Genomic DNA, 14,398 nt, shown 5'->3' on the forward strand with positions numbered 1-14,398 from the left:
GATCGTCGGATCTCGGCACGGTGAACACTCCTCGCGCTCGGCGCGCAGCCGCATCCTACCGCGCAATCCGCCCGCGGTGGAGGGGCTCTTGCCCGAGGCGGCGGGCCGGGGGCTGCCGCGCGGGAGAACGCGCTCGACGCTCCTGCGTGCTACCGCTAGGTCATGAAGATCAAGGCACGCGACGGCAAGGTCTACGAGGTTGCCCCTGCTCCGCCCGGCGGGAGCCACGAGGTGCGGCTCGACGGCAAGGTGGTCGGCTCGTTCGTGCTCCTGCCGGATGAGACGCAGGTCACCGTGAAGAGCAAGCCCGCCACCGACGCGCTCCTCGTGGACATCGCCGATCGGTTCGTCGCCGAGGGTGGCGCGCCCATGGGGATCAGCTGAGCCGTTACCGGCGTCCTGCGCCCCGCCGTCCGGCGCCGTCGGGGCGCCCGCGTCGGGACCTCCCGCGCCCTGCGCCTCCGAGGGAAAGGAGAGCTTGCCTGGACGAGACGACAGGATCACGGAGCGCACATTGGACGTCGAGCCCGCGAGGTACACCACGTCGGCGCTCGCAGCGGCCATCCCCGTGGGCGAGAGCCCCTGGCCCTTGGGGAACGTCGCGCGCGTATAGACACCCTCCCTTTTTCCGGTGGAACAGCTCCACCCCGTCGCCCTCACCGAGCAGGATCCAAAGCGAGCCATCGGCGGTCGCGAGCGAGGCGTCCGTGATCGGCTTGGTCGAGGGGAGCGACAGCGGCACGGCCGTCGCGCCGGCCTCCGCCACGTCGATGCGCGCGAGGGTGCTCGACGCGAACGCGTGAGAGTCGTGCTCGGCGCGAGCGTCAGGGCGGTGGCGAGGAGCAGCGCGGCGGGGGGCTTGGCCGGCAGGCATGCCTCGTCGTGCATCGACCAACGATTACTTCTGCCGCTTCCGCGCGGCGAGCGGAGCCGGTGGACTGTACCTGCCCGCTGGCATCCGGCCGTCCATGCAATCGGGCGGGCGTCCTGGGCTATCCAGCCCAGGGAGAGGTCTGTAAACTCGCCGGAGCAAACTGCAGCTCTGTGCGCGCATGCCGAAGCCGGTTCGTCTCTTCATCTCGTCTGCCCCGGAGGACGCCGCGTTGCGTGCCGAGGTCGAGGTCCACCTGAGGCCCATCGAGCGCAGCGGGTTGATCGAGGTCTGGCACGACGACCGGATCGCCGCAGGGGGAGAACCGGCGGCGGAAGCGCGCGCGCAGATCGAGGCGGCTGAGGTGGTGGTGCTGCTGGTGAGTCCCGCTTTCCTCGCCTCCGATCGTCACTTCGATGAGGAGGCAGCGCGCGCTCTCGCCCGGCGCGCCGCAGGCGAGGTGGTGGTCGTGCCCGTGCCTGTCCGACCTTGCGACTGGGGTTGGACCGAGTTCGGCAAGCTTGCTCCGCTCCCCGAGGGCGGGCGGCCTGTCGAGGGCTGGCCGGTTCGGGGCGAGGCGTGGACCGAGGTGGTGCGTGGCTTGCGCGCCGTGGTCGAGGGCGTGATGAGCCGGCGGGCGGCTCCGGGAGGACGGAGCGCCCTGGCCGCGGGGCTGCCACCGGCGGAGCTGTGCATCGGCCGGGGTCTGGAGGTGGAGGCCATCGTCGCGGCGCTGGTGCGCGAACCGCCGGGACGCGTGCTGCTCCTCGGCGCTGCGGGCGTCGGCAAGAGCACGGTCAGCCTGGCGGTCCTGCACCGCCCGGAGGTGGTGGCTCGCTTCGGGGAGCGGCGCTTCTTCGCGCGGCTCGACGCTGCGCCAGATGCCGAGTCTGCAGCCGTCGCGCTGGCCGGCGCGCTGCGCGTCGCCTCCGGGCCGGATCTGTGGCAGCGGGCGATGTCGTTCCTCGCAGCAGGCCCGGCCGTGCTCGTGCTGGACAATCTGGAGACGCCCTGGGATGGCGACGACCAGCCCGGGACCGAGGCGCTGCTCGCGGAGCTCGCGGCCGTGCCGGGCCTGTCGCTCGTGGCGTCGGTGCGCGGCGCGGGCCGGCCGGGGAGGGTGACCTGGAATTCGCCGATTGATCTCCGAGCGCTGCGACATGCCGAGGCGGAGGCAGTGTTCTGCGCCATCGCGGGCGAGGAGCACCGGAGCAAGCCGGCGCTCTCGGCGCTGCTTTCCCTGATGGAGGGTATTCCGCTGGCGATCGCGTTGCTCGCGCACGCGACGCACGGAAACGACCTCATCAACCTGAAGGACGAGTGGGAGGCGCGCCGCACGGCGGTGCTGGAGCGCGACGGCGGCGCGCGCGATCGGCTCCGGAGCTGGAAGGCGTCGCTGGAGCTCTCGATCGGCTCGCCGCGGATGACAACCGGCGCGCGTCGGCTGCTCTCGGTGCTGGCGGTGCTGCCGGACGGAATCGCGCAGCGGGATCTCGCGGTGCTCCTGCCGGGAATGGGGCCGGCGGCGGCGCGCGCGCTGGCGCAGGTGGGGCTGGCCTACTTCGAGGGCGGCCGGTTCAAGATGCTCTCGCCGGTGCGCGAATACGTGGCAGCGGAGTACCCGCCGATCGTGGAGGACCTGGGGCGGGCGATGGATCACTATGGGGACCTCACGTGCACGCTCGGGCCAGTGCCGGGGAGTCGCGGCGGCACAGAGGCGGCGGCGCGGCTCGCGCCGGAGACAGCGAACCTGGATTCGGTGATCCGACGCGGGCTCACGGAGGTCGAAGCGGGGCGATGGATCGACGCGGCGACGGCGTTGACCAACTTCGCGCGTTTTTCCGGGCATTCGGCTTCATTGCCCCTTGGTCGGGCGCTGGAGGTGGCGCAGCGCACCGGGGACGGACGGCGAGAGGCGCTGTGCGCCCAGAGCCTTGGAGACGTCGCGCTCTCGCGCTCTCAGCACGACGAGGCGAGAGCGCGCTACCAGCAAGCCCTGCCGCTCTACCGGCAGGTGGGGGATGTGTTCGGTGAGGCCGACTGCATCAAGAGCCTCGGAGACATCGCGCTGAGGCGTTCGCAGCACGACGAGGCGAGGGCGCGCTACCAGCAAGCCCTGCCGCTCTACCGGCAGGTGGGGGATGTGCTCGGTGAGGCCGACTGCATCAAGAGCCTCGGAGACATCGCGCTGAGGCGTTCGCAGCACGACGAGGCGAGGGCGCGCTACCAGCAAGCCCTGCCGCTCTACCGGCAGGTGGGGGATGTGCTCGGTGAGGCCGACTGCATCAAACGCCTTGGAAACCTCGCGCTCTTGCGTGCGCAGCACGACGAGGCGAGGACGCGCTACCAAGAAGTGCTGCCGCTCTACCGGCAGGTGGGGGATGTGCGCGGTGAGGCCAACTGCATCAAGAGCCTTGGAGACATCGCGTTGAAACGTTCGCAGCACGACGAGGCGAGAGCGCGCTACCAGGAAGCGCTATGGCTCTACCGGCAGGTTGGGGCTGTGCTCGGGGAGGCCAACTGCATCCAGAGCCTTGGACACGTCGCGCGGGAGCGTTCGATGCACGATGAGGCGAGGGCGCGCTACCAGGAAGCCCTGCCTCTCTATCGGCAGGTGGGGTCTGTGCTCGGTGAGGCCGACTGTATCAAGAGCGTTGGAGACATCGCGCTGGAACGTTCGCAGCACGACGAGGCGAGGGCGCGCTACCAGGAAGTGCTGCCTCTCTATCGGCAGGTGGGGTCGGTGCGCGGTGAGGCCAACTGTATCAAGAGCGTTGGAGACATCGCGCTGGAACGTTCGCAGCACGACGAGGCGAGGGCGCGCTACCAGGAAGCCCTGCCGCTCTACCGGCAGCTGGGGTCTGTGCACGGCGAGGCCAATTGCATCAAGAGTCTTGGAGACATCGCGCTGGAGCGCTCGCAGTACGACGAGGCGAGGGCGCGCTACCAAGAAGCGCTGCCGCTCTACCGGCAGGTGGGGTCTGTGCGCGGCGAAGCCGACTGCATCAGGCGCCTCGGAGAGATCGCGCAAGCCCACAGCGATACAAGCGCAGCCCGTGCTCGCTACGAAGAAGCCCTCGCGCTGTACCAGCGCATCCCGGAGCCCTGCTCCATCGGCCGGACCCATCACCGTCTTGCCACCATCGCGCCCGACGCTGTCACCCAGCGCCAGCATGTCGAGGTTGCGCGCAGCGCATGGCAAAGGATCGATCGGATAGACCTGATCGCTCGTTTGGACCAAGACTTCCCCTCCTGAGCTCTGGCGACGCCGTACGGTCGTCCGGGAGCGAGCGCACCAGCGGTAACTCCTCGCTCGCGGCGCTTTCGGCCCGCTCACAGCGCGGATGGTTGGCCCCGCCCGCCCAGTTCGATAGAGATGCCCCTTGGGCACGACCCGGACAGCCTGGCCTACTACGTCGACGAGCCCGAGCGCCTCGAGCAGCGGAGCGATCTGTGCGGCGTGCCCTACCGTTCACTGCGCGCCGTGTACCCCGCTGTTCACTGCGCGCCGTGTACCCCGCTGTTCACTGCGCGCCGTGTACCCCGCTGTTCACTGCGCGTCGCGTATCCCGCCGTTCACTGCGCGTCGCGTATCCCGCCGTTCACTGCGCGTCGCGTATCCCGCCGTTCACTGCGTGCGACGGCGCCAAGGAGCCATGCAACAGATGCACGCGCACCAGCCAACCAAAAACCTCTCAGGGTTGTTGTATGTTGTCTAAACTAAGAATATAAGAAGAATCATGCGATACTTCCATACGAGCGCTGCTAGCGCTTGCTTCTCGCTCCTCGTGCTCGCAGGGATTTCCGGGACGGCCTTGGGAGCACCGACCGCGATCACGTTCACCATCAACCACGCCGATTGCGGCGCCGGCGCGTTCTCGCTGTACCTGAATGGGGTCCACCTCGACACGGTCGCGAGCACCAACGGCTGCGATTGCAATACGGCGACGCTCCAGAGGACGTTCACCGAGCCCGACGTCCTCGCCCTCTACAATCCCGCAGCATGCAATGATCTCCAGGTCGATGTCGTCGACGGCGGGTCGACGGCCGTCGGCTTCGCCCGCGTGTACGTCGAGGCGACCGAAGGCGCGTCGCTCCTCTGCCTCTACGATGCGGTCTCCGGCCCGATCCCCTGCGCGGATCGCGACGTCTGCGACGGCTACGAGATCGGGCTGTCGTCGCTCTCGAGCGACGACGGCGACGACATCGCGCCGGGCCTGGGCGCGGGTTGCGACAACTGCGCCAACCGCGACAACCCGGACCAGGCCGACGCGGACGGAGACGGGATCGGCGACGCCTGCGATCCTTGTCCGCTCGGCGATAGCGACGGCGATTCGTTCTGCGATGCGATCGACAACTGCGCCAGCGTCGCCAACTGGGACCAGACCGACAGCGACCTCGACGGGATCGGCGACGCCTGCGACAATTGCCCCGCTGCCGCGAATCCAGATCAGCTCGACAGCGATGCTGACGGCCTCGGAGACGCGTGCAAAGACGTGTGCGTCACCCTGCAGCGAGGCGTCTTCGGCGCGGTCGAGGACGCCGATATCTGGGAAGCCTTCCCCCGCTACAGCGACGGCCACATCCCTTACAACTACTCTGGCGACACCCGCGGCGCGCGCAAGCAGGCGCTCTACCGGTTCGGGCTCGACGGCATCCCCGCCGGGGCCACCGTCACGTCGGCAGAGTTCGGCGTCGTCGCCTTCGGATCGAGCGACCAGACCGTCCGCGCTCACCGGATCACCGCGCCGTGGCGCGAAGACACAGTGACCTGGCAGGATTTCGCCGCGAGCTACGACAAGGCCGCCGCGGCGGAGCTCACCTATGTCGGCCCCTATGCCATGAGCGCCGATCTGACCGGGCTCGTCCAGGCGTGGGTCGACGGCACGACCCCGAACTACGGCTTCCTCGTCGAGGAAGGTCCGGACGGGCGCACGTCGTACCGCTCGAGCGATCACCCGCTCCAGAGCGACCGCCCCTGGCTCGAGGTCTGTTATCTCGCCCGCTGATCCATTCCGCGCGGGGGCTCCTCCGCCCCATCACCCACACCACGCAGCCGCTCCTCGGCGCTCCGATCCACGCCGCGCGGCCGCTCCTCCGCCCCGTCGTCCGCCGGGTAAGGCTTCCCGAGCGCCGCGGGAGGCGTCGCGTCGAACGCGCGCAGGAGCGGGCGGCGCGCGGCGCTGGGCAGCAGCGCGGAGGCGCGCTCCAGGAGCCCGCTCGAGGTGAGCCCGAGGACCGCGATCATCAGCGCGAACGGCGCCACGCTGAAGACCTGCGTCGGCACCGAGGGGAGCGCGCTCTGGCCGAGGCTCGCCGCCGACGAGAGCACCCCGAAGAGGTACGCGCCGAGCGCCGCCCGCACCGGATGGAAGCCGCCGAAGATCACGATCGCCAGCGCGATCCAGCCGTAACCCGCCGTGTGGCGGTGGCTCCAGCCGGCCTTGAAATCGAGCGAGTACGCCGCGCCGGCGATGCCCACGAGCGCCCCGCCCGCGAGCGTCGCCGCCGTGCGCACCCGCGTCACATGCGCCCCGCGCGCGTGCGCCGCCGCCGGCTGCTCGCCCACCGCGCGGAGGAGGAGCCCCGCGCGCGTGCGGTAAAGGAAGAGCCACGCGCCGGCGACGAGGACGTAGCTGCCGTACACCAAGGGATCGCTCTGGAACAGCAGCGGCCCCACGAGCGGCACGTCCCGCAGCACCGGGATCGACGCCGCCGGCACCGTCGGGCCAGGGACGCGCACGTACGGGCCGCCGAGCACCGACGAGAGATCGGCGCAGAGCATCGCCAGGACGAAGCCGACCGCGATCTGGGAGCGGCCGAGGTAGATCCCGCCGATCGCCACGACGAGCGCGACGAGCGCTCCGGTCGCGGCCGCGGCGGCGAAGCCGGCGAGGACGCTCCCGGTCGACAGGGCGGCCGCGAAGCCGACCATCGCCGAGAGCATCATCGCGCCCTCGGCCGAGAGGTTGATGACCCCGGCCCGCTCGGTCAGCGTCTCGCCGACCGCCGCATAGACGAGCGGCGTCGACGCCGCGAGCGCGGTCGCGAGCAGCGAGAGGAACTCGGCGCCGCCGTCGCTCATGAGGGCTGCTCCTCCCATCCGAGGCGTCGTTCCATCACGCCTGCCCCCATCGGCCTCGTCCCTTCGGGCCTCGTCCCATCAGGCCACCTCCGAGCGGCCGCCGCCGCGCGCCGCCCTGGGGGACAGGAGCGCGAACAGGACGAGCGCGCCCTGGAGCACACCCGCCAGCGAGGACTCCAGCCCGAGGGTCATCGGGAGCTCCAGGCTGCCGACGTTGAGCGCGCTGAAGAACAGGGCGATCGGCGCGACGAGCGCGGCGCGCCGGCCGGCGAGCATCACAACGAGCAGCGAGAGGAAGCCGAGGCTGCTCGAGACGCTCGGGATGAGCCGGTGGAACGTGCCGAGCACCTGCAGCGCGCCGGCGACGCCGGCGAGCGCGCCGGAGACCGCGAACGCGAGCAGCACCTGCCGCGCCGCGAGCACGCCGAGCACCTCCGCGGCCGGCGGGCTCAGCCCCACCGCCCGCAGCCGGAGCCCGAGGTGGGTCCGCCCGAGCACGACGGCGGTCCCGAGGAGCGAGAGGACCCCGAGCAGGAGCGCGACGGGGCTCAGATCGGTGCCGCCCAGCGTGGAGAGCCAGAGCGCGCCGTCGAGCGGCTCGGTGCCGGCCATGGATGCGACGCCAGGGCGCTTCCACGGGCCGAAGACGAGGTACAGGACCAGCCCCTGGGCCACGAAGTTCATGCCGAGGCCGGCGAAGATCTCGCTCACCCGGACGCGCGTGTGCAGCGCGCCCGTGAGGGCGCCCCAGAGCACCCCGCCGAGCGCGCCTGCGCCGACGCAGAGCGCGACAACGGCCCCCGCCGGGAGGTGCGGCCACAGGGCGCGCGCCGCGCCCGTGGCGCAGACGGCGCCGAGGACGAGCTGACCCTCGACGCCGAGGTGGTACAGGCCGGCGCGGAACGTGAAGAGCAGGCCGCTCCCGCAGAGGAGCAGCGGCGCCAGCGTGGCGAGCACCCGCGCGGCGCGGTCCGTGGAGCCGAACGCACCCTGCCACAGGCCCGCGGCCACCGCCGCCGGCGAGGCGCCGAGGAGCGCGCAGAGGCCCGCCACGAGCGCGAACGCCAGGGCGAGCGGCGCGAGGCGGAGGAGGAGGGAGACGGCCCCGCGGCGCGCGGCGGGCACCGATCGTCGAGCGGCCGGATCGGAGCTCATCGGTCGGACCCCGCGGGCGCCGGCGGCGGCGCAGGTGCAGCGAGCGCCGAGGGCAGGGCGGCGTCGTCGAGCTCGCCGCCGATCATCCGCCCGAGCCGGTCCAGGGTGAGGTCGGCGGCGCCGACGGGCGGCGAGACGCGCCCGCCGCTGAACACGAGGACACGGTCGCTGTAGCGCATCAGCTCGTCGAGGTCGGACGACGCGAACAGGAGCGCCGCGCCGGCACGGCACCGCGCGAGGAGCTGCTCCCAGACCCAGCGCGCCGACGCGATGTCGAGCCCCCGGGTCGGCTGCTCCAGGAGGAGCAGCGCGAGATCCGCGGGGAGGAGCGCGAGCTGGGTGCGCTGCTGGTTGCCGCCGGAGAGCCGCTCGACGGGCGTGTCGGGCCGGCCCCGGATCCGGAGCGCCTCGATCGCCCGCTCGGCGGCGCGCCGGATCTCCCGCGGACGCAGGAAGAGCCCGGGCCGCGGCGCGCGCAGCGCGACGTGCTCCTCGATGGAGAGGCCCGCGATGAGGCCCTCGCGGCGGCGATCGGCGGGCAGGTAGCCCACGCCGGCGCGCAGGAAGGCCGGGTAGGGGCGGCCGGTCAGGTCGGCCCCGCCCACGACGACGCGCCCCCGCCGCGCCCGGAGCAGCCCCGCGCAGGCGCGCAGCAGGAGGCGCTGGCCGCTCCCCTCGAGGCCCGCGAGCCCGAGCACCTCGCCGCGGCGGACGGCGAGGTGGGCGATGTGCACGTTGAGCCGGTGATCGCCGAACGCCACGCCCTCGAGGGCGAGCGCGTCGCCCCCGCTCGGCTCGGGGAGGCGCTCCAGCGGCGCGAGCGCCGCGCCGCCGCCCGCCTCGAGGGATCGCTCCTGAGACGCGAGCGCCTCGCCGAACATCAGCGCGACGAGGCGATCGGCCCCGGCCGGCATCTCCGCCTCTCCCGCCACCTTGCCGTGCCGCAGCACCGTCACGCGATCGCAGAGCGCCTCGACGTCCGAGAGCTTGTGCGACACGAGGACGATCGCCTTGCCGTCCGCCTTGAGCCGCCGCAGCGCGGAGAACAGGGCTTCCTGCTGCGCCCCGGAGATCCCCGTCGTGGGCTCGTCCAGGAGCAGCGCTCGGACGCCCAGCGAGAGGAGCCGCAAGAGCTCGATCTGCTGGCGCTCCCCGAGCGTGAGCCGGGCGACGTGCTCGTCCGGGTCGACGGAGAAGCCGAAGCGCGCCGCGAGCGCGAGGAGCTCCTCTCGCGCCGCGCGCCGGGGGAGGAAGACGCCCGCGGCCCGGCCGTGGCCCGGAAGCAGCGAGCGCGCACCGCCGCCCGCGCCGGCCGCGCGGGGCCGGGCGACGAGGTAGCTCTCCAGGACGGTGAGCGGCGGGAAATCGAGCGGCTCCTGGTGGAGCACGCCGACGCCGGCGGCGAGCGCGTCCGCCGGGCTCGCGAGCGCCACCGGGCGGCCATCGAAGAGCAATCGGCCCGCGTCCGGGCGGACGAGCCCGCCCAGGATCCGGAGGAGCGTGCTCTTGCCGGCGCCGTTCTCGCCGAGCAGCCCGTGGACGGCGCCGGCCTGGATCGTCAGCGACACGCCGTCGTTGGCCTTGACCGGGCCGAACCGCTTCGCGACGCGCTCGATCTCGATCCGCATGGATCACCGCCCCGAGGCGGCTACTTGCTCGGCCCGGTGATCCCTCGGACCAGCTGCGGCAGATACCAGATCTGCTGGGGCGTCGCGGCCTCGCCGTCCTTCAGGAACTCGGTCCCGTCCTGGAACTTGAGCGGCCCCTTGAAGAGGTCGAGCCCGTTGGCGAGCTCGATGACGAACGCGCCGAGCGGCGCCTGCGCCTCTCCCAGCGCCGCGCCGGGCCCGAAGCCGACGACCGACGAATCGCCGTTCAGGTCGCGGAAGTCCGGCCCTTGCCAGACGAACTCGCTCGCGTACTTGCCCGCGCGCGCCTTCTCGATCGTGTCGCGGTAGAGCGGCGCCCAGTTGTAGTACGCGACGCCGAGGCAGATCTCCGGCGCCAGGTCGCAGCCGGCCTTGTGATCGTAATGGACGTACTTGACCTTCTTGCCAGCGCCGCTCGCCTTCTTGGCCTGCAGCGCGGCCTCGGGCGTGTCGAGCCCGGTCATCAGCACGTCGAAGCCGCCGCCGATGAAGTCGTCAGCCACCTTGGTGGGGTCGAGGGTGACGCCCGGGATGTTGAACCAGAAGCCGATCCACGTGACCTTGAACGTGAGATCCTCCGGCTTCTTCTTCTGGTACTTCTCCCAGCAGTACCGCGCGCCGAGGTACGCCGCGGTGACCAGCCGGCGGGTCTCGTCGTTCACGAGCGGGCCGACAACCCCGATCTTGCCCGTCTCCGTGCCGAGCGCCGCGGCGCACCCGGCGATGTGCTGGGCCGTCTCGATACGCCCCATGAAGTTGCCCAGGTTGGGCTGGGGCTTGTGGTTCTTGCCCTCCTTCCAGGCGTAATCGCCGGAGACGTGGATGACCGTGACCTCCGGGTGCTTGCGCGCGGTCTCGAGGGCGTCGTCCTTGTAATCGTCGGAGTTGTAGACGACGAACCGCGCGCCCCGGGAGATGAGATCGTCCGCGACCTGGGACCCCTTCACGTTCGGGCGATCGGACGGGTTCACCTTGTCCACATACTCGAAGCCGACGTCCGGCATCTTGGCGAGGACCGACCGGATCCCGTCGTAATGCGCCTGGTTCCACCCTTTGTCGTTGTAAGGGCCGACCAGCACCATGCCGACCTTGTATGCAGCGGCCGGCGCCGCGGGCGCAGCGCTCGCCGGCGCCGCGGCGCTGGGGCCGGCGGTCTTGTCCGAGGGCGGGCTCGTGCTCGTCGATGAGCCCTGGCACGCGCCGGCCAGCAGCGACAGCGCAACGGTGAGGACGGCGGGCGGGCGGGCAGCCGGGCGCGGGACAGCGAAGGCCTCAGGCGACTTCGGCGGGCGATGTGTCACCCAGGCATCGTGGGCGGGAATGTCGCAGGGTGTCAAGAACCACCGAGACGGACGACGCCGAGCGCAGGTGTGCTCGGTGTCGTCCGTGTTTCACTGCGGTATCTCGATCACGTCTTCGCAGGTGAAGTCGACCCCCAGGGCCGCTTCGGGGTCCGCCTGGATCGTGGCGCACGTGCTGTCGCAGAGCACGATCTGGCTCGGGTTCGCGGCGCTGTCGTAACGCCAGGCGTTCTCGCTGGCGCACTCCTGGTCGTAAGCGAGCGCCGTCGGGTTACCTCCGCCGCTCTGGTACGTCACGCGGACCCGCTGCGCGTCGAAGGTCCGCCCGTCGGGAGCGGGCGGGATCTCGACCGTGCAGGAGACCGACGCGCCGCGGATCGCGTCGATCGCCGCCTTGAATGCGGCCGAGGTCGCCCCGGGATTGCCCGTGTCGATCAGGTAGGCTTGCCCCGTCCCGCCCGCGTCGGCGATGTCGTGCAGATTGTCGAGGTCGTGGGGCGCGCCCTCGACCGGCGGGTTGTCGACCCCGATGACGTACGTCGGGACGCCGTCCCCGAGCGCGCCGGCCGCCGCGTCCGCCACGGGCTGGATCCTGTTGGCCCGATCGCCGCAGCCCGCAGGATAGCCGTCCGTGACGAGGACGATGGCGTACCTGCCAGGCGTGGCCTGCCGCTGGGCCTCGACGAACGAGATCGTCCCCTGCATGACGAACAACGTGGGCGTGCCGCCGCGCCAGTCGGCGCCGGGCGCCGGCGTGACGGCGTCGATCGCCTCGGCGAAGCGCGCAGAGGGCAGCGCCGTCATCGGGACCTCCGGTGTCTCGTAGGTCTCTGCCGAGCACTTCTCGTCGCGGTCCTCGTCCTCGCTCGGAAAGAACCTGAGCGACGCGTTGATGCCCTCGGAGAGGGGATCATTGAAGAACTGCTTCGTCGCCGCGACGACGGGCTCCCACTTGAGCTCCCTGTCGTACCAGGGCTCGTCGCCCATGCCCATGCTGCCGGACACGTCGAACGCGAAGGCCAGGTACACGGGCTGGAGGTCGGCGCTGGCCGACTGGGTGGCGCACGCCCCACCTTGGCCCGAGGAGCTGCCGTTGCTCGAGGAGCCGCCTTGCCCCGAGGAGCCGCTTGCGCCCGGACCGCCCGACCCGAAATCGCCGGTCGTGCTCTGGGAGCTCCCTTGGCCAGAGCCCCCGCTCCCCGAGCCGCTCTGCGAGCTCCCGTCGCCGTCGGTGGCGCCATTGCCCCCACATCCAACGCCGATCGCACCCACTGTCAGCAACACAATGGCCATCGTGGGCAATCTCATAAGTCGAACCCTCCATGAAGCGCGGCCCGGCGCGTGTCGCCGGCGCCAAAGCCGTCGATTCTGCGTGAGGCACCCGGAGCAGACACGGCCGTGAAGCTCGCTCCCGGTGCCCGCCATCCGGGAAGCATAGCTGACCGATGTGGCAGCCGTACGACGCACGGACCAGAAATGATGCATTGCGGCCAGACGCCGCAGCGACCCTGCATATCGTGCAATGTAGATTTCTGTCTCACCGCGGACTCGGCTGTGTCCGGCGGCGCCGGCGCGACGGGCCCGGCATGCCGCCCTCCGCTTCATCGGAGAATCGGCGCTGACTTTACTGAGCAGTCGTGTCGCTCATCTCACGACACGGCCGCCTCGGCTGGGGCCGGCGGCGCGGGCACGGCAGAGCGTGCAGGGCGGAGCGGGTGCGTCTCGACGCGCCAGATGCCGTCTTCCGTCAGGCGGATCGCCGCGAACCTGGCGACGCCATCGAGATAGCCATCGGTCTCGTGCCCGAGCGTGGACGAGGGGTGCGCGTACACGCTGACGCGGCCGCCGCTCTTCGAGCGGTAGTGGCCGAAGAACGCGAGGTGCTTGTGCCCGTGGAGCACGAGCGCGCTGTTCTTCTTCGGGTTCTTCTGCTGATACGCCGCGAGCATCTCGAGGAGGCGCGGGCCATCCATCGCGATCATGAACGTGTCGTTGAGCGAGATCGGCCCCGCGAGGCGCGCCACGTGGTGGTGCAGGAGCACGATGACGGGCCCGGACCCCCGCCTCAGCGCGCGGGCGAGTCGGCGGAGCTGCGCGCCGCCGATCTGCCCGATCGCGTTCGACCCCACGAACCGCGAGCGGTAACGGTTGGAGTTGAGGCCGAAGATCCGGATACCCCCCTCGAGATCGAGCCGCCTCGGATACAGGCCGGCGATCGCGCGCAGCCGCCGCCGCGCGCGCTTGCGGGCGGGGACATGAAGGGGAGGCTGGAAGGGGCCGCGCTCCACGCGGGTGAGCACCTCGATGAAGCGCTGCTCGCGCTCCGCCCGCTTCGTGAGGTACGGGTCCGGCGCCGTGCCGACGTTGATGGCGACATCGTGGTTGCCAGGCACCATGAGCACCTGCGAGGAGGCCGGTATGCCGGAGAGCGCCGCCTCGAGCTCGTCCCACTGCGCCTCTTCCCCGAGATCGGTCATGTCGCCCGTCAGCGCGACGAGCGGCGGCTTCATGGCGGCGATCTCCGCCACGAGCCGCCGGAGGCGGCCTGTCAGCTCGGCGGTGTCGGGGCGAGGGGCCCCTTCCGGCCACGCGGCAGAGCCCTCCTCGATCTCGTACGGCTCGCGGCCGCCCGCCGTGATGTGGAGATCGGAGATCTGGCAGAGGACGAGCCGCCCGCCGGGGATCGCGTCGCCGGGATCGGGGAAGAGCGTCGCCGCGCCGCCATACCGCAGGATCACGCGGGTCGCCTCGCCCAGGGCAGACGCGAGCCACGCATAGAGCGAGAGCCCGAGCGCGAGCGCCGCGAGCGCCGTGCACCCGGCCAGGACGAGCGCGGCCCCGCCCCCGAAGGAGAGCCGGCCGCCCGCGGGGAACAAGGACGCGAGGAAGGAGAGGAACGACCCATCCAGCCACGCGGAGAGCCAGGCGGGCACCCCGATATCGAGCAGGTACACGGCGAGCCCGCCGGCGCCGCAGGCCGCGGCGAGGACGACGAACATCAGGATCAGGCGATCGCGGACGACGTCGATGACGTCGACGACCTCGCCGAGCCTCCCCCGGAACGACGAGCGGAAGTAGCGGCTCCCGTAGGAGATCTTCTTCCATGTCTCCGGCCGCCACACGCGGCCTTGGCTCGCGACGCTCGAGACGACGAGCACTGGGGCGACGACCAGCGCGAGCAGGACGAGCACCGGCAGGAGCGCCAGGTAGAGGACTCGGAGGGCCGCCCTTCGCGCCATGCCTCATTTGACGTGCCCCGGGCAGGACCGTCAAGGAGCGGCTCGGTCGGCGAGCGCCCTGAAAGTTGCCGGAATCGATGGATGCTCGTAGCAGTAAG

Annotated in this window: 9 protein-coding genes; 3 read left to right on the forward strand and 6 right to left on the reverse strand. The window is 71.4% G+C overall.

What is annotated here, in order from left to right; genetic code table 11:
* Positions 1-162: 162 nt before the first annotated feature.
* The 3 genes from WMF29_RS19325 to WMF29_RS19335 all read left to right on the forward strand — a co-directional run bounded on the left by WMF29_RS19325 (position 163) and on the right by WMF29_RS19335 (position 5,880).
* Positions 163-384 (forward strand): hypothetical protein, encoded by a 222-nt coding sequence (locus WMF29_RS19325; protein ID WP_012236178.1) that lies wholly within the window; start codon positions 163-165, stop codon positions 382-384.
* 668 nt (positions 385-1,052) lie between these two features.
* Positions 1,053-4,127, forward strand: a complete 3,075-nt coding sequence (locus WMF29_RS19330) for a tetratricopeptide repeat protein (RefSeq protein WP_437330255.1) — start codon at positions 1,053-1,055, stop codon at positions 4,125-4,127.
* A 559-nt stretch (positions 4,128-4,686) separates the two neighbouring features.
* Positions 4,687-5,880: a DNRLRE domain-containing protein gene (locus tag WMF29_RS19335; protein ID WP_437330256.1), complete on the forward strand. Its 1,194-nt coding sequence runs from the start codon at positions 4,687-4,689 to the stop codon at positions 5,878-5,880.
* Here the strand turns inward: WMF29_RS19335 and WMF29_RS19340 are convergent.
* The 6 genes from WMF29_RS19340 to WMF29_RS19365 all read right to left on the reverse strand — a co-directional run bounded on the left by WMF29_RS19340 (position 5,865) and on the right by WMF29_RS19365 (position 14,300).
* A complete protein-coding gene (locus WMF29_RS19340) occupies positions 5,865-6,956 on the reverse strand; it encodes an ABC transporter permease (protein WP_437330257.1) in 1,092 nt (363 codons plus the stop codon). The genes WMF29_RS19335 and WMF29_RS19340 overlap by 16 nt on opposite strands.
* A gap of 78 nt (positions 6,957-7,034) precedes the next feature.
* Complete coding sequence (locus WMF29_RS19345; protein ID WP_437330258.1) at positions 7,035-8,111, reverse strand: ABC transporter permease; 1,077 nt, start codon at positions 8,109-8,111, stop codon at positions 7,035-7,037.
* Positions 8,108-9,739 carry an ABC transporter ATP-binding protein gene (locus WMF29_RS19350; protein WP_437330259.1) on the reverse strand — a complete coding sequence of 544 codons (1,632 nt, stop codon included), beginning with the start codon at positions 9,737-9,739 and terminating at the stop codon, positions 8,108-8,110. Before WMF29_RS19350 ends, WMF29_RS19345 begins: the two co-directional genes overlap by 4 nt.
* A gap of 20 nt (positions 9,740-9,759) precedes the next feature.
* Positions 9,760-11,061 carry a BMP family lipoprotein gene (locus WMF29_RS19355; RefSeq protein ID WP_437330260.1) on the reverse strand — a complete coding sequence of 434 codons (1,302 nt, stop codon included), beginning with the start codon at positions 11,059-11,061 and terminating at the stop codon, positions 9,760-9,762.
* 90 nt (positions 11,062-11,151) lie between these two features.
* On the reverse strand, positions 11,152-12,369 hold the full coding sequence (locus WMF29_RS19360) for a vWA domain-containing protein (protein ID WP_437330261.1): 1,218 nt from the start codon (positions 12,367-12,369) through the stop codon (positions 11,152-11,154).
* A gap of 341 nt (positions 12,370-12,710) precedes the next feature.
* The gene (locus WMF29_RS19365; RefSeq protein ID WP_437330262.1) at positions 12,711-14,300 is read right to left on the reverse strand and encodes a metallophosphoesterase family protein; all 1,590 of its coding nucleotides are present in this window, start codon (positions 14,298-14,300) and stop codon (positions 12,711-12,713) included.
* Positions 14,301-14,398: the final 98 nt, after the last annotated feature.

Origin of the sequence: Sorangium sp. So ce381, assembly GCF_051473845.1 — a bacterium.
GTDB classification, from domain to species: Bacteria; Myxococcota_A; Polyangia; order Polyangiales; family Polyangiaceae; genus Sorangium; species Sorangium atrum.

Coding starts and splice junctions, on each gene's coding strand:
- WMF29_RS19325 (WP_012236178.1), top strand. CDS start 163: ATGAAGATCAAGGCACGCGACGGCAAGGTCTACGAGGTTGCCCCTGCT.
- WMF29_RS19330 (WP_437330255.1), top strand. CDS start 1,053: ATGCCGAAGCCGGTTCGTCTCTTCATCTCGTCTGCCCCGGAGGACGCC.
- WMF29_RS19340 (WP_437330257.1), bottom strand. CDS start 6,956: ATGAGCGACGGCGGCGCCGAGTTCCTCTCGCTGCTCGCGACCGCGCTC.
- WMF29_RS19345 (WP_437330258.1), bottom strand. CDS start 8,111: ATGAGCTCCGATCCGGCCGCTCGACGATCGGTGCCCGCCGCGCGCCGC.
- WMF29_RS19350 (WP_437330259.1), bottom strand. CDS start 9,739: ATGCGGATCGAGATCGAGCGCGTCGCGAAGCGGTTCGGCCCGGTCAAG.
- WMF29_RS19360 (WP_437330261.1), bottom strand. CDS start 12,369: ATGAGATTGCCCACGATGGCCATTGTGTTGCTGACAGTGGGTGCGATC.
- WMF29_RS19365 (WP_437330262.1), bottom strand. CDS start 14,300: ATGGCGCGAAGGGCGGCCCTCCGAGTCCTCTACCTGGCGCTCCTGCCG.